The organism is Bacillus sp. EKM202B (assembly GCF_011066025.1).
Lineage (GTDB): Bacteria > Bacillota > Bacilli > Bacillales > Bacillaceae_G > Bacillus_A > Bacillus_A toyonensis.
Window position 1 is genome coordinate 18523 of record NZ_JAAMNK010000031.1, and the last position, 19174, is coordinate 37696.

The window sequence follows — 19174 nt, forward strand, 5'->3', positions numbered from 1 at the left end:
ATCTAGATGTCGACTCAATATCTAAATTCTAATTTGAAAGTATTCTCTTTAAACTCTAATAAGGAACTTGCTGAGCAAATCGCAAAGCATATTGGAGTAGGACTAGGAAAATGTTCTGTTGATCGTTTTAGTGATGGAGAAGTTCAAATTAACATTGAAGAAAGTATCCGTGGTTGCGATGTATTCATTATTCAATCTACAAGCTTCCCAGTAAACGAACATATCATGGAATTACTTATTATGATCGATGCATTAAAGCGTGCATCTGCAAAAACAATTAATATTGTTATTCCTTACTATGGTTATGCGCGTCAAGACCGTAAAGCGCGTTCTCGTGAACCAATTACATCGAAACTTGTAGCAAACTTGCTTGAAACAGCAGGTGCAACTCGTGTAATCACTCTAGATTTACATGCTCCACAAATTCAAGGATTCTTTGATATCCCAATCGACCACTTAATGGGTGTACCGATTCTTTCAGATTACTTTGAAACAAAAGGTCTTAAAGACATCGTAATCGTATCACCTGACCATGGTGGTGTAACTCGTGCTAGAAAAATGGCAGATCGCCTAAAAGCGCCAATCGCTATTATTGATAAACGTCGTCCTCGTCCGAATGTATCAGAGGTAATGAACATTATCGGTAACATCGAAGGCAAAACAGCAATTTTAATTGATGACATCATTGATACAGCTGGTACAATTACATTAGCAGCAAACGCTCTTGTTGAGAACGGTGCTTCTGAGGTATATGCTTGCTGTACACACCCAGTATTATCTGGCCCAGCAATTGAACGTATTCAAAATTCGAATATTAAAGAGTTAGTTGTAACGAACTCTATCGTATTACCAGAAGAAAAGAAAATCGACAAAGTACATGAACTTTCAGTTGCTCCATTAATTGGAGAAGCAATCATTCGTGTATACGAAGAAGAATCTGTAAGTGTATTATTCAATTAATTGGATAGAATGAGACGTAACCAAGCTTGGTTACGTCTTTTCGTATCGAAAAAAGAAAGTAGTGGTACAAGAATGAAATTGATAGTAGGACTTGGGAACCCAGGTAGAGAATATGAATTAACAAGGCATAATATTGGATTTATGGCAATTGATGAACTTGCAAAGCGTTGGAACATTTCTTTGAATGAACAGAAGTTTAAAGGAGTATTTGGTGCAGGATTTGTTAATGGAGAAAAAGTAATCTTATTAAAGCCACTTACATATATGAATTTATCTGGGGAAAGTATTCGTCCACTTATGGATTACTATAAAATTGATGTTGATGATTTCGTTGTTATGTATGATGATTTAGATATCCCGGTAGGTAAATTACGCCTTCGTATGAAAGGGAGTGCCGGTGGACATAATGGCGTGAAATCAACAATTTCGCATTTAGGAACGCAAGAGTTTCAACGTATCCGTATGGGAATTGATCGCCCGAAAAATGGGGTGAAGGTAGTAGATTACGTATTAGGACGTTTTACATCCGAAGAGATTCCTGATGTCAATCATTCCATTGAAAAAGCAGCGGATGCATGTGAAGAGTGGTTAAATAAGCCTTTTCTCCAAATCATGAATACTTTCAACAGTTAAGGTTATGATTGGGAATATTTTATTTTATTTTTACCCATACTAGTAGTAACTGGATATTTAGGAGGCTAGTATGGAAGGGTATTATTATTGTAGGCATTGCGGGAGTAATGTAGGCTCCGTTACCGCAGAAAAAGTATATAGCGACGTTTTATTTCAACTAACAGAGCAAGAGGTAGTAGAGATGATTCATTTTCATGAGAATGGAAATATATATATAAAAACGATTTGTGAATTGTGCCAAGAAACGCTCGCATCTTATCCTGAGTATTATGAATATGAAAAATTTCTACAATAAAATGTTGTCGCTTTGGCATGTCCAAAGCATTTTTCTGTTTTCTTTTTCCAAAATATTTGCATAAAATATGGTGACTTGCTCTTTATGTTGAGAGGAGTTTTGATAATGATAGGTTTATTAGAGCAATTTTATAAAAATGAAGAAATACAATCGGTTATTAATGGGTTAGAAGATGGTTTAAAAGAACAACTTATATCAGGTATGGCAACATCTTCTCGTTCATTATTAATGGCAGCTTTATATAAAAAAACAAAGAAATCGCAACTTATTGTCACACACAATCTATATCAAGCACAAAAGGTACATGAAGATTTAGTGGCATTACTTGGTGAAAAAGATGTATGGCTGTACCCAGTAAACGAATTAATTGCATCAGAAATCGGTGTTGCAAGTCCAGAATTAAAAGCGCAACGCATTGAGGTGCTAAATCGTTTAGCGGCAGGAGAGAATGGGGTTATTGTAGCGCCAGTCGCAGGATTACGTAGATTTTTACCGATAAAAGAATTATGGAAGCAAAAGCAAATTGAAATTAATCTAGGGCAAGAGATTGATTTAGAGGCGCTCTTGCATACATTACATCATATTGGCTACGAACGTAAGTCGATGGTAGAAGCTCCGGGGGAGTTCAGTTTGCGCGGGGGCATATTAGATATTTACCCATTAACTGAAGAATTACCATTCCGTATTGAATTCTTCGATACAGAAGTCGATTCTATTCGATTATTTGATGTGGATGAACAGCGTTCTCAAGATAAAAAGGAAAGTGTTAAGTTTGGTCCGGCAACAGAGTTTTTATTTTCACAGGAAGAATTGAAATCGGGAATTAAGCATCTTGAAGAAGGTTTGACTAAGACGATGCAAAAACTTTCCGATGACAAATTAAAGACTGCAGTGCTTGAGACAGTAAGTCATGAAATTGAAATGTTGAAAAATGGCCAAAGTATAGAACAGATGTTTAAATATTTATCTATTTTCTATAAAGAACCTGCTAGTCTGATAGATTATTTACCAGAAGATGGTGTTGTAATTTTAGATGAAATCTCTCGTATTCAAGAAACAGCATCACATCTTGAAACGGAAGAAGCGGAATGGTATATATCACTTCTTGGTGAAGGAACAATAATTCAGGATTTATCTTTCTCCCACTCATTTGAGGGATTTCTTCATCATAAAAAAAGAAGTTTTGTATATTTAACGTTATTCTTACGCCATATAGCACATACGCATCCGCAAAACATTGTGAATGTGACATGTAAAACAATGCAAGATTTCCATGGGCAGATGCAGTTATTAAAAACTGAAATTGATAGATGGAATGAAGGGCACTTTACGACTGTTGTGCTTGGAACAGATGATGAACGTGTAAAAAAACTACAACATATTTTAAGTGATTATGATATTGAAGCGGATATTGTAGAGGGCACAGATATTTTATTGCCTGGAAGGTTACAGATTGCTGTAGGTGATTTACATGCAGGATTTGAAATGCCGATGCAAAAGCTCGTTGTCATTACTGAAAAGGAGCTTTTTCATAAGAAAGTTAAAAAATCACAACGTAAGCAAAAGTTATCTAATGCTGAGCGTATTAAAAGTTATTCGGAATTAAAAGTTGGAGATTATGTAGTTCATGTAAATCATGGTATAGGTAAATTTTTAGGTATTGAGACATTAGAGATTAATGGTGTTCATAAAGATTATTTAAATATTAAATATCAAGGTAACGATAAGCTATATGTTCCAATTGAACAAATCGATCAAGTGCAAAAATATGTGGGTTCTGAAGGGAAGGATCCGAAAGTTTATAAATTAGGCGGGAACGATTGGAAGAAGGTCAAAACGAAGGTTGAAAAATCTGTACAAGACATTGCAGATGACCTAATTAAATTATACGCTGAGCGCGAAGCTTCAAAAGGCTATGCATATACACCAGATACGGCAGAACAACAAGAATTTGAATCTTCCTTCCCGTATCAAGAGACAGATGACCAATTACGTTCTATTGAAGAAATTAAGAAAGATATGGAACGCGGACGTCCGATGGATAGGCTTCTTTGTGGTGATGTAGGATATGGAAAGACCGAAGTAGCTATTCGTGCAGCATTTAAAGCAATCATGGATGAAAAACAAGTTGCGATTTTAGTACCGACAACAATTCTGGCACAACAACACTATGAAACAATTCGAGAGCGTTTTCAAGATTACCCGATTAATATAGGGTTACTAAGTAGATTCCGCACGCGGAAACAACAAAACGAAACGCTTAAGGGGTTAAAAGATGGCACAGTAGATATTGTAATCGGAACGCATCGTATTTTATCTAAAGATGTTACTTATAAAGATTTAGGACTTCTTATTATTGATGAAGAACAAAGATTTGGTGTGACGCATAAAGAAAAAATTAAACAATTAAAAGCAAATGTTGATGTGTTAACCCTAACGGCAACGCCAATTCCACGTACACTTCACATGTCTATGCTTGGTGTGCGTGACTTATCTGTCATTGAAACGCCACCAGAAAATCGTTTCCCAGTCCAAACGTATGTGGTGGAATATAATCCAGCGTTAATGAGAGAAGCGATAGAGCGAGAGCTTGCAAGAGGTGGGCAAATTTACTTCTTATATAACCGCGTAGAGGATATCGAAAGAAAAGCAGATGAAATTTCGATGCTAGTTCCAGACGCTCGTGTAACATACGCACATGGGAAAATGAACGAAAGTGAATTAGAGTCTGTTATGCTATCTTTTTTAGAGGGACAGCATGATGTTCTTGTAAGTACAACAATTATTGAAACAGGTGTAGATATCCCGAACGTTAATACGTTAATTGTATTTGATGCAGATCGTATGGGACTATCGCAGTTGTATCAGCTTCGTGGGCGTGTTGGGCGTTCTAATCGCGTTGCATATGCATACTTTGCATACAAACGTGATAAAGTGCTATCAGAAGTTGCAGAGAGACGTCTACAAGCAATTAAAGAGTTCACAGAGCTTGGATCTGGTTTCAAAATTGCGATGAGAGATTTATCAATTCGTGGTGCGGGTAACTTGTTAGGGGCAGAACAACACGGGTTTATTGATTCTGTCGGATTTGATCTATATTCTCAAATGTTAAAAGATGCAATTGAACAGCGCAGAGGAACCGATGGAGTTGAAAATACAGTTAATGTTGAAATTGATTTAGAAGTAGATGCGTATTTACCAGATGCTTATATTTCAGATAGTAAACAAAAGATTATGATGTATAAACAATTTAGAGGTGTTTCTACAATTGAGGATATTGAAGAATTACAGGAAGAGATGATCGATAGATTTGGTGATTACCCACAAGAAGTTGGTTATTTATTACAAATTGCAAATATTAAAGTATTGGCAATGAAAGAACAAATCGAATTAATTAAGCAAAATAAATTTGAAGTAACAATTCTGTTCTCAGAACAAGCAAGCCAAAATATTGATGGTGGAAAATTATTCATGCTTGGAAATAGTTTTGGGCGTATGATCGGTCTTGGAATGGAAGGATCACAATTGAAAATCGTTATGAAAACGAATGGATTAGAGACATCGAAGTGGTTAACAATTGCTGAAAATTTATTAAAAGGCTTACCAGATGTAAAAAAAGAAGTAATAAATGCCTAATATTAGATAAAAAAATACAATTCGACGTGCATAGAAGAACTAATGTGTAAAATACTATGTCTAACAGTTGGTGATTTTTACATGAACAGGTAAATTCACCACTTTGATCATCAGTAGAAAGTGAGGCAGCATTAGAATGAAAGCAACTGGAATCGTACGTCGAATTGATGATTTAGGCAGGGTAGTAATCCCGAAGGAAATTCGTAGAACTTTACGTATTCGAGAAGGAGACCCACTAGAAATATTTGTTGATCGCGATGGAGAAGTAATTTTGAAGAAATATTCTCCGATTAGTGAATTAGGGGATTTTGCAAAAGAATATACGGAAGCTTTATACGATAGCTTAGGACATAATGTGCTTGTATGTGATCGTGATTCTATTATCGCAGTAGCAGGCATATCTAAAAAAGAATACTTAAATAAAAGTGTTGGCGATTTAATTGAGAAGACAATGGAAGAGCGTAAGTCTGTAATTATGACGGACGAAAGCGAAATTTCAATTATTGATGGAGTAACAGAAAAAGTTAGCTCCTATACAATTGGCCCGATTGTTGCGAATGGGGATCCAATTGGAGCTGTTATTATCTTCTCTAAAGAGGCTATTATAAGTGAAGTAGAGCATAAGTCAGTAAATACAGCAGCGAGCTTCTTAGCGAAGCAAATGGAGCAGTAAAGATATATAATTTTAGAAGTTGCAATCTTTCCTAATTATGATATTTCTTTTGAAAAATCAATTATTTGGAGATATAGGTATATTGAATGAAGGTAGCGCTTTGCTACCTTTTTTCGTTGAACATTTTTAGTTTTGTAAGAACTCTTTATTACTCGTGGGTGTAAGGGAGCCTGTTTTTTCTTTGTGATATAATACGAAAGGTGAGAATAGAAAAAGGAGTTTTCTTGTATGGAAGCGAAGAAGTATCAAGCCTTTTGGCGTGGGGCTATTATATTAACGATCGCAAGTTTTATTACAAAAGTATTAAGCGCTTTTTACCGTATTCCATATCAAAACATAGCGGGAGATGTTGGTTTTTATATTTACCAACAAATTTATCCGTTTTATGGATTTTGTTTAATTTTAGCTACTTATGGATTCCCTATTATAATTTCAAAAATGGTTGCAGAAAGATTAGAAAGAGGAAAACAAAAAGAAGCAGAAGAAATAATTTGTGTATCTTTTTGGTTTTTATTAGGAATTGGCTTTATAGGGTTTTTCACATTGTTCTTTGGTGCCGAAACGATTGCATCGGCTATGGGTGATGTACACTTATATAAGTTATTACGTGTTATTTCATTTTCATCCATATTAATGCCATTCTTATCCGTAGCGAGAGGATATTTTCAAGGATTTAATAATATGATGCCGACGGCTGTTTCACAAGTAATTGAACAAACGATTCGTGTATCTATTATTGTCTTTTTATCACTATTCCTTATTGCTCACGGATTTGATCTATATACAGTCGGTGCAGGTGCTATGTTAGGTTCGATTGCAGGCGGGCTTATTGGGATTATCGTACTTTTACTTTATATGCGTCATGATTTTCGCGCCATTTTCTTTAAAAGCTTGAAGAGAGTTGGGGGAAAAAGAAGAATTGTTAAAATCCTTTTTTGGCAAGGAATAGCTATTTGTGTTAGTAATTTAGTCCTTATTTTTATACAAATGGCAGATTCGGTTTCCTTCTATACTTTACTCATTGGGGCAGGGGAACAGGCTGAAAGTGCAAAGGTACTAAAAGGTGTTTATGACAGAAGTATCCCTCTCATGCAATTAGGTACTGTCGTGACAACGTCTTTCTCATTGTCACTTATTCCGATTATTACAGCGGCAAAGGAAAGAGGAGATCTTGCTTTTATTCAAGAAAAGGTAAAGTTAGCGATGAAAATAACACTTGTTATTGGATTTGCAGCAGCCATCGGATTAACTTGCATTATTCAGCCTACAAATATTATGTTATTTGAGAATAGTGATGGGTCAGATGTGTTATCGATTTTATCTTTATCTATTTTATTTAGTTCATTGTCAATTACAACTGCTTCTATTTTACAAGGGCTGGGACAAACGTTAAAACCAGCAATATTCGTTGTATTTGGAGGTTGTTTGAAGTTAGTTTTAAACTATATGTTAATGCCGCATTTTGGAGTTAAAGGAGCTGCGATTGCAACTTTAATTGCGCTTGTTGTAATTGCCTTGTTAAATAGTGTATTACTTATGCAATCTGTATCGGGGTCGCTTATTAATAAGCAGAAGATGTTCGGTATAGTTATTAGTGGTATCAGTATGGGATTTGTATTAATAATGTTTATTCGTGTGTTACAAATGTCTGGGTTGGTAATTGATGGGAATCATAGAGGAATCGCGACATTTGAAGCGTTGTTAGGTGTAGCTATTGGCGGATTGACATACATGTTTTTAATTTTAAAATTACGTGTATTTACAAAAGAAGAATTAGGATCCGTTATGAAAAAAGAGAAAAAAGAAGGTTCATTGAAGAAGAGTGGATAGAGGTGACAGGTTGTGAGTGGAATCATTACTATTTTAGGATTAGGTGCTGGTGAATTAGATCAGCTGACGATGGGCGTATACCGAAAGATAAAAGTAGCAGACCATATGTTTGTTAGAACGAAGGAGCACCCGGTTATAGAAGAGTTGGAGAAAGAAGGTATAAAATATACGGCTTTCGACAATATATATGAAGCGCATGATACATTTGAAATTGTATATGAAACAATTGCGAATACATTGCTAGAACAAGCTGAAGGTGCAGAAATTATTTATGCTGTTCCAGGTCATCCGCTAGTAGCAGAAAGAACAGTTCAGCTACTTTTAGAAAAAGGAGAAGTAGCAAATGTTGAAGTGCGAATTGAAGGTGGACAAAGTTTCCTTGATCCAATGTTCGCAAGTTTAAAAATCGATCCGATTGAAGGATTCCAATTAATTGATGCTACATCATTTGAAAGAGGGCAATTAGAATTACGTCAACATTTAATCTTTTGCCAAGTGTATGATGCGTTCGTTGCTTCAGATGTGAAGTTAACATTAATGGAAATATTGCCAGATGATTATGAAGTGTATATCGTAACAGCTGCAGGAACTTCGTTTGAACAAGTCAAAAAGGTACCGTTGTACATGTTAGATCATGAAACAGAATTGAATAATTTAACGAGTGTGTATGTACCACCAGTTCAGGAACGTGCATCCTTGTATCAACAGTTTGATGTACTGAGAGAAATTATTGCAGACCTTCGTGGACCGAATGGTTGTCCGTGGGATAAAAAGCAAACACATCAATCTTTAAAGAAGTATTTAATTGAGGAAGCTTATGAAGTATTGGAAGCAATTGATGAAGAGGACGATGATCACTTAGTAGAAGAGCTAGGTGATATATTATTACAAGTCATGCTTCATGCCCAAATTGGAGAGGATGAAGGTTGGTTCTCCATCGATGATATTATTCGAACTTTATCGGAGAAAATGGTTCGTCGTCATCCACATGTGTTTGGAAATACAGATGTAAATAATGCTGAAGAAGTGATTGCGAATTGGGAAGAAATTAAAAAACAAGAAAAGGGATTCGTAAAAGAATCTGTTTTAACTGGAATTCCAAAAAGTTTGCCGCAATTAATGCGTGCCTATGAAATTCAGAAGAAAGCTGGAAAGGTTGGATTTGATTGGGTTGATGTACAGCCAATGATAGAGAAAGCCCTAGAAGAATGGCAAGAATTCCAGCAAGAAGTTATAAATATGGATGAGGAAAAGATGCTAGGTGAATTTGGCGATTTACTATTTGCATTTGTTAACATAGCTCGTCATTATAAATTAGATCCAGAAGAAGCATTACGTTCAACTAATGAGAAATTTATGGGGCGTTTTTTATACATGGAAGCAAAAGTAGCTGAAATGAATAAAGAAATGCAAGATCTGTCATTAGAACAGTTGGATGTTTTATGGGAAGAGGCAAAGCAAACAGAGCGTTAATAGGGGGATTTGATATGCGTCTAGATAAATTTTTGAAAGTGTCACGTTTAATTAAAAGAAGAACATTAGCAAAAGAAGTATCTGATCAAGGAAGAATATCTATCAATGGTCAAGTCGCAAAAGCGAGTTCAGATGTGAAAGTGGCTGATGAATTAACAATTCGTTTCGGTCAAAAAATAGTAACGGTGAAAGTAAATGAATTGAAAGAAACAACAAAAAAAGAAGATGCAGCAAATATGTATAGCCTAGTTCGCGAAGAAAAAGTAAAAGCAGAAGAGGGCTTGTTCTAAAATATGCTATCCCTTCATACATTACTATTAGCTAGTATAAAGCTATGGGGGGATTTTCGTGAATAATGGTTACTCACCTATGTCTTCTAATCAACAAAATGTTTCTGTAGAGCATGATATTATTATGCGTGGTAGGCGTGTGATCGATATTACTGGTGTAAAACAAGTAGAGAGTTTTGATAGCGAAGAATTTTTACTCGAGACTGTGATGGGTTTTTTAACAATTCGTGGACAAAATTTGCAAATGAAGAATTTAGATGTGGAAAAAGGTGTTGTATCGATTAAAGGCAAGATTCATGAGATGTTGTATATTGATGAGAATCAAGGGGAGAAAACTAAAGGCTTCTTTAGTAAGTTGTTTAAATGAGTCTAACAATTCAGTTGTATACAATGCTTTCGATGATCGGAATGGGTGCTTGGATTGGAGCATCATTAGATACATACCAACGTTTTTTAAAGCGTCAGGAACGTAAACGTTGGCTTGTATTTATACATGATATACTATTTTGGGTTGTCCAAGCATTATTCGTTTTTTATGTATTACTTCTCGTAAATGAAGCTGAACTACGTATATATGTATTTTTGGCATTATTATGTGGTTTTGCGGCATATCAAAGCTTATTGAAAGCACTATACATGAGGTTGTTAAATTTTCTCATCTATATTTTTGTGCAAACAACACATTTTTTTGTTCGAATTATACAGCTACTCATGATAAAACCTGTTATTATTATAGCGCAGCTATTTATTGCATTTATATTATTCTTATTTCGTATACTGCTTTCAATTGGACGTGTGTTATGGAAAATGGTGATTTGGATATTACTTTTCATATGGAAAGTTTTTTTCTGGCCTGTTCGATTTATTGCTTTGCTCATATGGAAACTTCTCCCTAATCGTGTTAAACTTTTTATAATGAAACATGTAGGGTTCCTGCAATATATAGCAAAATTGAAGGGACACATCTTCCAACTATGGGAGCGTATAAAAAAGAAGTTAGGGGGACCTCGGAAATGAGGGAACTGAGACAAAGAACAATCGAAAAACAGAGTCCAAATCCTGTTAAAGAGCATATAATACAAACGGATGAGAACAGGAAGCGACTTTATCGCCGTTTAGCGGTTTTTCTTGTCTTTGCTTTTACAATTATTGCGAGTATTAGTGTAACTTTTTATCAACAAAACAGTTCCATTAAAGCAAAAGAAGCAAAAGTTAAGGACATGAAAAAAGAACTAGATTCATTAACGAATAAAGAAAAAAGTCTAAAAGACGAAGTTCAAAAGTTAAATGATGAAGAGTACGTATTAAAGATTGCTAGAAGGGATTATTTCTTCTCCGGAAAAGGGGAGATAATTTTTCCTGTTTCTAAGTAGAGTATGTCTTATTGACACTATATTTTAGGATTATATATAATAAAGTAAAATTTGACTTTTTAATCACTAAGGAGGAGCATTTTTTTTATGTCAATCGAGGTAGGCAGCAAGTTACAGGGTAAAGTAACAGGTATTACAAATTTTGGGGCTTTTGTGGAGCTGCCAGAAGGCTTAACGGGTCTTGTTCATATTAGTGAAGTTGCTGATAATTATGTGAAAGATATTAACGATCACTTAAAAGTGGGCGACCAAGTAGAAGTAAAAGTTATTAATGTTGAAAAAGATGGGAAAATTGGTCTATCTATTAAAAAAGCGAAAGAACGTGAAAAAACAGAAGGAGATCGTCCACGCGGTGAATACCAACGCGGTGGTGATCAACAACGTTCTGGACGTCCACAACGTAATAATCGCTCTTTCAACAGAGATAATCGCGGTGGCGGTAACGACCGAGCTCCAAAAGAAACATTTGAGCAAAAGATGGCACGCTTCTTAAAGGATAGCGAAGATCGTTTAACTTCTTTAAAGCGTAACACAGAGTCTAAACGTGGTGGCCGTGGCGCACGTCGCGGATAATAAGAACGTTTAGTTTTTAACATATAGAGAGGTACCCAGAGTGATGGCTCAGGGTGCTTTTTTATATGCGAAAATATATTTTTTTAAAAAGTTTTTGAGATGTGTTGACTTTAAATGATATCTGATGTAAGATACTAATTGTCCGTTAAATAAGACGACATGGCGGTGTAGCTCAGCTGGCTAGAGCGTACGGTTCATACCCGTGAGGTCGGGGGTTCGATCCCCTCCGCCGCTATATTTAATTTAACGGCCCGTTGGTCAAGTGGTTAAGACACCGCCCTTTCACGGCGGTAACACGGGTTCGAATCCCGTACGGGTCATCTAAAAAGATCATGCAAACTTGCATGATCTTTTTTTGTTAAATAAAAAAGTAAGACATACAATACTTCTACAAAATCACCTTAAATTTTCTGAATCTTCAATATAATAAAGGGAGATAAATTACATACTATGTATATATGTAGAGTTATTTCGAATAAAAAGTCGAACGATTATAAAAGTGAAAACTGTTGTTTTGACAAAAATCCCAATAAGCATCTTTTATAATGACAGTAATTAAACTATGCAGGTGGTGTTAAAAATATGCCTAAAGCAGGAAGGAATACTATGAATACAAGTGCATTGGCAATGAATGAAAGTCAGCTTGGAGGAATAAAGTGGACGAGTAAGTTGCGAATGAAGTTTGAACAAGTTTTCTTTAGATGGGGATTTATTATTGTTGTTATTGGTTTTCTTTTGGGAAGAGCATATATATTAACAAACATTTTACCGTTTGCATTACCGTTTTTCGCTGCCGTTTATGTTATGAAGCGAGATAAAATGCCGCTCGCATTCCTAGCTTTAATGGGAGGAGCACTTTCAGTTTCGATAGATAATTTATTTTTTACTTTCGCGTCTATCTTTACTTTCTTCATTTATAATATCTTCTTTAGTCGGTTTACACGTAAAACTGTTGGACTTGTACCATTCCAAGTATTTATCTCCGCATTAACCGCACATTTAGTTGTTGTATATTTTGCACAGCAAACTATCACCATGTACGATTTGCTCGTTAGCACGATTGAAGCGGGGCTTAGTTTCGTATTAACGATGATATTTTTACAAAGTGTTCCGCTCTTAGTAGAAAGGAAAGGGAAACAACAAGCATTAGAGACAGAAGAAATTGTTTGTTTAATTATATTACTAGCATCTGTTTTAACAGGTACGACGGATTGGTTTGTATATGACGCTTCTATTCAACATATTTTCACTAGATATTTAGTGTTAGTATTTGCCTTCATCGCCGGCGCTGCTACAGGATCCACAGTTGGGGTTGTCACCGGCTTAATATTAAGTTTAGCGAATGTGTCCAGTTTGTCTCAGCTTAGCCTTCTTGCTTTTTCTGGATTGCTTGGAGGGTTATTGAAAGAAGGGAAGCGTCTAGGCGTTAGTTTAGGTTTGTTAATTGGGACAAGCTTAATTACATTATATGTAGATAAGCAAACGAACATTGTAACAACTTTAATTGAATCAGGTGTGGCAATTGTTTTCTTTTTATTAACACCGAAACTTGTTCTGGATCGCATTGCTAAATTTATGCCGGGAACACAAGAGCATTCACAAGATCAACAACAATATTTAAGAAGAATGCGCGATGTTACAGCGAACAAAATTAATCAATTTGCAAATGTGTTTGCGGCTTTATCTAATAGCTTTTCTGTATATGGTTATGTGGAAGAGGAAGATAAAGAAACAGAGGCAGATTTATTTTTAAGTACAATTACTGCGAAAACATGTCAAACGTGCTTTAAAAAGGATCAATGCTGGGTGGTTAATTTCGACAAAACGTATGATTATATGAAACAAATAATGAGTGAAACGGAAGAAGGAACACTGCAGCATAATCGGAAGTTAGTTCGTGAATGGGACAAGCATTGTGTGAGAGGTAAGAAAGTAACAGATTTAGTAGCCGGTGAATTAGATCACTTTTATGAGGGACAAAAATTACGAAAACAAATGAAAGAAAATCGCAGAATAGTAGCGGAGCAATTATTAGGCGTATCAAAAGTTATGGAGGATTTCGCACAGGAAATACAAAGAGAGCGAGAAAATCATCAAGTACAGGAAGAACAAATTTTGCAAGCGTTTCGTGATTTTGGCGTCGAAGTGGAGCATGTTGATATTTATTGTTTAGATAGAGGGAGCATTGATATTGAGATGTTAATTCCGGCTGCATCTAATGAGCATGGTGAGTGCGAAAAATTAGTTGCGCCGATGCTTTCGGATATTCTAAAAGAAAATATTGTCGTTAAACATGAAGAAAAGTCTTCTTATCCAAATGGTCACAGTTTAATATCATTTGGTTCAGCAAAGACGTATTCTCTTGATACGGGATTGGCTACAGCTGCAAAAGGCGGTGGGTTTGTTTCGGGGGATTCTTATGCGATGATGGATTTGAGTGTGGGTAAATATGCACTTGCGATTAGTGACGGTATGGGAAATGGGCAACGAGCTCATATGGAGAGTAAGGAAACGGTAAAATTATTACAAAAGATACTTCAATCAGGTATTGATGAGGAAATAGCAATTAAATCGATCAATTCAATTCTTTCTTTAAGAACGACAGAAGAGATGTTTACAACGCTGGATTTGGCGATGGTAGATTTACGGGATGCGAATGCGAAATTTTTAAAGATCGGATCGACGCCGAGTTTTGTTAAACGCGCAAATAATATTTTGAAAATTGAAGCAAGTAATTTGCCAATGGGGATCATTGAAGATGTTGAGGTTGATGTAGTGGGTGAGCAATTAAAAACGGGCGATATTCTTATTATGATGAGCGATGGTATTTTTGAAGGAGCGCAGCATGTGGAGAACCATGAATTATGGATGAAACGAAAAATTAAGGAACTGCAAACCGAGGACCCGCAAGAAATTGCTGATATCATTATGGAAGAAGTGATTCGTTCTTGTGATGGTTATATAAATGACGATATGACAATTGTTGTGGCGAAAGTAAAGAAGAATATGCCGAAGTGGGCTACGATTCCAATTGTAGGAATGCAGGCGCAATAAAGTGAAACTTTAATCAGTGGGGGGTCTCCATCCCCGCAGATAAAAAGCCCGTACCAATCGGGCTTTTTATCTGCTACTGATTCATATAGTCTATTCTGAAAAACCTAGGCGAATTCCTAGGTTTTTTTGCTTTAAAAGGTAATGTTATTATTTTTTTGAATATGTGCGGAGGATGTAAGATAAAAATGTAATTTTTGTATATCTTTTTTTTGCACAATGTTTGTAAAAGTTGTACCATTATAGACAAGGTAACTAACGTTGCTGTTCTTGTTTAATGAAAGGTGATTACGAAGTTGAAAGATACATTTGTTGAAAAGGTAGATGACTTTGTAAAGCAGCATGATGTATTAAAGGAATGTTCAACAATTGTTGTAGGAGTTTCGGGTGGCCCTGACTCTTTAGCTCTTCTATATTATTTGTTAGAAAAAAGGGCAGAAAAACAGTTGGAAATTGTAGTAGCGCATGTGGATCATATGTTTAGAGGCGATGAATCTCATGAGGATCTACAGTTTGTGCAGGATCTTTGCAAAGGACTGGGAGTTACTTGCGAAACGATAAGGGTTAACGTGTCGCAATATCAACAGCAATACGGAATGAATGCGCAGGTTGCTGCTAGAGAATGCAGATATGCATTTTTGGAAAGAATAATGAAGAAATATGATGCGAGATATGTAGCTCTTGGGCATCATGGAGATGATCAAGTAGAAACGATTTTAATGCGCCTTGTACGAGGGAGTACTCCGAAAGGGTATGCAGGAATTGCAGTGAAGCGTCCTTTTCATAATGGATATTTAATTAGGCCTTTACTTGGAGTAACGAAGGAAGAAATTGTTAATTACTGTAATGAGCTAAATTTAATTCCCCGTATAGATCCGAGTAATAAAAAGGAAGTATATACAAGGAATCGATTACGTAAATATGTCCTTCCTCATTTGAAAGAAGAAAATCCACAAGTGCATGAGAAATTTCAAAAATTTAGCGTGCAGATGCAAGAGGATGAGGCTTATTTGCAGGAATTAGCTTTTGAGAAAATGAATAAAGTAATTACAAAAAAAAGTGATAAACAAATTAGCTTATCAATTCCTGCCTTTGAATCCATGTCTATGCCTTTACAAAGAAGAGGGATTCAACTAATATTAAACTATCTTTATGAATATAAGATTCCATCTTCTCTTTCCTCTATACATATTGACAAAGTGATTGAGTTTTTTAAGCGGACACAACCTTCGGGTTCACTTGATTTCCCAGGTGATTTAAAAATTGTTCGCACATACGAGGAGTGTAGCTTTGGATTTAAACAAGAAATTGTTTCTCCTTTTTCGCAAGATTTATCAGTACCCGGGACAATTACGCTATCGAACGGGGATGAACTTGTAATAGAGGTGAGCGAAGATATACCAAGTAACATGAATGAAACAGTATTTGTTGCTAAGTATAATGATATATCATATCCACTTCGTATTCGTTCTAGGGAAAATGGAGATCGCATGTCAATACAAGGTATGAATGGCACAAAAAAGATAAAAACTATTTTTATCGAAGCAAAAGTACCAAGAGAAAAAAGAGAAGCATGGCCGGTCGTTTGTGATGCAAGTGGGAATATTATTTGGATACCCTTGTTGAAGCGATCTGCATTTGCTGTTTCGAAAGAGATGGCAAAGAAGGATAAATATATGATTATTCACTACAAAAGCAAGGAGTCTTCCGGGAGGATAATGAAATGATGAATCAAGATATCGAAAAAGTATTAATTTCTGAAGAACAAATACAAGAAAAGGTGCGCGAATTAGGTGCAATTATTGCAGAGGATTATAAAAACACAGTACCTCTTGCAATTGGTGTATTAAAAGGCGCAATGCCATTCATGGCAGATTTATTAAAGAGAACAGATACATATCTTGAAATGGATTTTATGGCTGTATCTAGTTACGGTCACTCTACTGTTTCAACAGGCGAAGTGAAAATTTTAAAAGATCTTGATACTTCTGTAGAAGGTCGCGATATTTTAATCGTTGAGGATATTATTGATAGCGGTCTTACGCTAAGTTACTTAGTGGACCTATTTAAATATCGTAAAGCGAAGTCTGTAAAAATTGTTACGTTATTAGACAAACCAACAGGCCGCAAGGTAGCTTTGAAAGCGGATTATGTTGGATTTACTGTCCCACATGAGTTTGTTGTAGGATATGGATTAGATTATAAAGAGCAGTACCGTAATCTTCCTTATGTAGGAGTATTAAAACCAAGCGTTTACTCAAATTAATTAAATACAGGCGTTACAATTGTATAGGAAAGTTTTTCTATGTTACGATTTACAATAGTGTTTATGCCGTGAGAGGAGGTTAGGAATGAATCGTATCTTCCGTAATACCATCTTTTATTTACTGATATTCCTAGTAGTAATTGGAATCGTGAGCTATTTTAATGGTTCAACGCAAAAAACGACATCAGTTAGCTACGATAAATTCATTACTAAACTAGAAAAAGGTGAAGTGCGCAATGTGCAACTTCAACCGAAAAATGGTGTGTTTGAGGTAAAAGGACAATTTAATACTTCTAGCCAAGGAGAACAATTTGTTACTTATGCACCAAATACTGAGGAATTACAAAAGAAAATTAATGATAAAGCGCAAGGTGCTGAAGTTAAGTATCAACCAGCAGAAGAAACAAGTGCTTGGGTAACCTTCTTTACTTCTATCATTCCGTTTGTCATTATCTTCATTTTATTCTTCTTCTTATTAAACCAAGCTCAAGGCGGCGGTAGCCGTGTTATGAACTTCGGGAAAAGTAAGGCGAAGTTATATAATGACGAAAAGAAAAAAGTTCGTTTCAGAGATGTTGCTGGAGCGGATGAAGAGAAACAAGAGCTTGTTGAGGTAGTTGAATTCTTGAAAGATCCTCGTAAGTTTGCTGAAGTTGGTGCCCGTATTCCTAAGGGTGTTCTGTTAGTGGGACCTCCAGGTACAGGTAAAACTTTATTAGCACGTGCTGTTGCAGGTGAAGCTGGCGTTCCGTTCTTCTCTATCAGTGGTTCTGACTTCGTAGAGATGTTTGTCGGTGTCGGTGCATCCCGTGTACGTGATTTGTTCGAAAATGCAAAGAAAAATGCTCCTTGTATCATTTTCATTGATGAAATTGATGCAGTAGGACGTCAACGTGGCGCAGGTCTTGGTGGTGGCCATGATGAGCGTGAGCAAACGCTGAACCAATTACTTGTTGAAATGGATGGATTCGGTGCAAACGAAGGTATTATTATCATCGCTGCAACAAACCGTCCCGATATTCTTGATCCAGCATTATTACGTCCAGGTCGTTTTGACCGTCAAATTACAGTAGATCGTCCAGATGTAAATGGTCGTGAAGCTGTACTTAAAGTACATGCTCGTAATAAACCGCTTGATGATCATATCAACTTAAGAGCAATTGCAACTCGTACACCAGGGTTCTCTGGTGCCGATCTTGAAAACTTATTAAACGAAGCTGCTTTAGTAGCTGCGCGTCAAGATAAGAAGAAAATTGATATGAGTGACATTGATGAAGCGACGGATCGTGTTATTGCAGGTCCAGCTAAGAAAAGTCGTGTTATCTCTGAAAAAGAACGTAATATCGTTGCATTCCATGAAGCTGGCCATACTGTAATTGGTGTTGTCCTTGATGAAGCAGATATCGTTCATAAAGTAACAATTGTCCCTCGTGGTCAAGCTGGTGGATATGCAGTAATGCTTCCGAAAGAAGATCGTTACTTCATGACAAAACCAGAGTTACTTGATAAAATCACTGGTTTACTTGGTGGTCGAGTAGCTGAAGAGATTGTGTTTGGTGAAGCAAGCACAGGTGCTCACAACGACTTCCAACGTGCGACTGGTATTGCAAGACGTATGGTTACGGAGTTCGGTATGAGTGATAAGCTTGGACCGATGCAATTCGGTAGCTCGCAAGGTGGTCAAGTGTTCTTAGGAAGAGACTTCCATTCAGAACAAAACTACAGTGATGCAATTGCACATGAAATCGATGTGGAAATGCAAACGATTATAAAAGAATGTTATGCCCGCGCGAAACAAATTCTTACTGAAAAACGTGATAAGCTAGATATTATTGCGAAAACGTTACTTGAAGTAGAAACGTTAGATGCAGAGCAAATCAATCATTTATATGATTACGGCAGATTGCCAGAGCGTCCAACATCTTCAGATGATGTAAAAGTAAACATCAATATGAAGAAGGACGATGAAGACGTAGAAGATAAGTAAGAGATAAAGGAGTGACAATTGTCACTCCTTTTTTATTTGTAGAAAAATACTAAGTCGGAAAAATTTTTAATAAAATTAGTATTAAAAATTGAAATAGAGAGTAATCTTTTTGTAAAATGATGAGGATAGAAAAG

General features: G+C 36.1%; 16 protein-coding genes and 2 tRNA genes. All 18 read left to right on the forward strand.

Annotated features, from left to right (window positions below):
• Positions 1 to 6: 6 nt before the first annotated feature.
• The 18 genes from G9F74_RS24675 to ftsH all read left to right on the forward strand — a co-directional run bounded on the left by G9F74_RS24675 (position 7) and on the right by ftsH (position 19040).
• Positions 7 to 960: a ribose-phosphate diphosphokinase gene (locus tag G9F74_RS24675; protein ID WP_000107420.1), complete on the forward strand. Its 954-nt coding sequence runs from the start codon at positions 7 to 9 to the stop codon at positions 958 to 960.
• Between the two features lie 72 nt (positions 961 to 1032).
• A complete protein-coding gene (gene pth, locus G9F74_RS24680) occupies positions 1033 to 1593 on the forward strand; it encodes an aminoacyl-tRNA hydrolase (RefSeq protein WP_080119586.1) in 561 nt (186 codons plus the stop codon).
• A 70-nt stretch (positions 1594 to 1663) separates the two neighbouring features.
• Complete coding sequence (locus G9F74_RS24685) at positions 1664 to 1888, forward strand: anti-sigma-F factor Fin (protein ID WP_000399440.1); 225 nt, start codon at positions 1664 to 1666, stop codon at positions 1886 to 1888.
• A 105-nt stretch (positions 1889 to 1993) separates the two neighbouring features.
• On the forward strand, positions 1994 to 5524 hold the full coding sequence (gene mfd / locus G9F74_RS24690; protein ID WP_000579697.1) for a transcription-repair coupling factor: 3531 nt from the start codon (positions 1994 to 1996) through the stop codon (positions 5522 to 5524).
• A 136-nt stretch (positions 5525 to 5660) separates the two neighbouring features.
• On the forward strand, positions 5661 to 6197 hold the full coding sequence (spoVT, locus tag G9F74_RS24695) for a stage V sporulation protein T (RefSeq protein WP_000648310.1): 537 nt from the start codon (positions 5661 to 5663) through the stop codon (positions 6195 to 6197).
• A gap of 228 nt (positions 6198 to 6425) precedes the next feature.
• Entirely contained in the window at positions 6426 to 8027 is a 1602-nt protein-coding gene (locus G9F74_RS24700; RefSeq protein ID WP_016106832.1) for a putative polysaccharide biosynthesis protein, read from the forward strand.
• Between the two features lie 12 nt (positions 8028 to 8039).
• Complete coding sequence (yabN, locus tag G9F74_RS24705) at positions 8040 to 9500, forward strand: bifunctional methyltransferase/pyrophosphohydrolase YabN (protein ID WP_000014272.1); 1461 nt, start codon at positions 8040 to 8042, stop codon at positions 9498 to 9500.
• 14 nt (positions 9501 to 9514) lie between these two features.
• The gene (locus G9F74_RS24710; RefSeq protein WP_001234879.1) at positions 9515 to 9790 is read left to right on the forward strand and encodes an RNA-binding S4 domain-containing protein; all 276 of its coding nucleotides are present in this window, start codon (positions 9515 to 9517) and stop codon (positions 9788 to 9790) included.
• Positions 9791 to 9848: 58 nt separating this feature from the next.
• Positions 9849 to 10157, forward strand: coding sequence for a sporulation protein YabP (yabP, locus tag G9F74_RS24715; protein WP_001059100.1), 309 nt, complete (start codon positions 9849 to 9851; stop codon positions 10155 to 10157).
• Positions 10154 to 10807, forward strand: coding sequence for a spore cortex biosynthesis protein YabQ (yabQ, locus tag G9F74_RS24720; RefSeq protein ID WP_016106833.1), 654 nt, complete (start codon positions 10154 to 10156; stop codon positions 10805 to 10807). The genes yabP and yabQ overlap by 4 nt, the downstream gene beginning before the upstream one ends.
• Positions 10804 to 11163, forward strand: coding sequence for a cell division protein DivIC (divIC, locus tag G9F74_RS24725; RefSeq protein ID WP_001208736.1), 360 nt, complete (start codon positions 10804 to 10806; stop codon positions 11161 to 11163). The genes yabQ and divIC overlap by 4 nt, the downstream gene beginning before the upstream one ends.
• 87 nt (positions 11164 to 11250) lie before the next feature.
• Entirely contained in the window at positions 11251 to 11736 is a 486-nt protein-coding gene (locus tag G9F74_RS24730; RefSeq protein WP_000021451.1) for a S1 domain-containing RNA-binding protein, read from the forward strand.
• Positions 11737 to 11897: 161 nt separating this feature from the next.
• A tRNA-Met gene (locus G9F74_RS24735) sits at positions 11898 to 11971 on the forward strand.
• Between the two features lie 13 nt (positions 11972 to 11984).
• Positions 11985 to 12056: transfer RNA gene (locus G9F74_RS24740), tRNA-Glu, on the forward strand.
• A gap of 262 nt (positions 12057 to 12318) precedes the next feature.
• Positions 12319 to 14790, forward strand: coding sequence for a stage II sporulation protein E (spoIIE, locus tag G9F74_RS24745; protein ID WP_001123547.1), 2472 nt, complete (start codon positions 12319 to 12321; stop codon positions 14788 to 14790).
• Between the two features lie 293 nt (positions 14791 to 15083).
• Positions 15084 to 16514 carry a tRNA lysidine(34) synthetase TilS gene (gene tilS / locus G9F74_RS24750; protein ID WP_000655437.1) on the forward strand — a complete coding sequence of 477 codons (1431 nt, stop codon included), beginning with the start codon at positions 15084 to 15086 and terminating at the stop codon, positions 16512 to 16514.
• Positions 16511 to 17053, forward strand: coding sequence for a hypoxanthine phosphoribosyltransferase (hpt, locus tag G9F74_RS24755; protein WP_016106834.1), 543 nt, complete (start codon positions 16511 to 16513; stop codon positions 17051 to 17053). The genes tilS and hpt overlap by 4 nt, the downstream gene beginning before the upstream one ends.
• A gap of 85 nt (positions 17054 to 17138) precedes the next feature.
• Positions 17139 to 19040 (forward strand): ATP-dependent zinc metalloprotease FtsH, encoded by a 1902-nt coding sequence (ftsH, locus tag G9F74_RS24760; RefSeq protein ID WP_001079666.1) that lies wholly within the window; start codon positions 17139 to 17141, stop codon positions 19038 to 19040.
• Positions 19041 to 19174 lie beyond the last annotated feature (134 nt).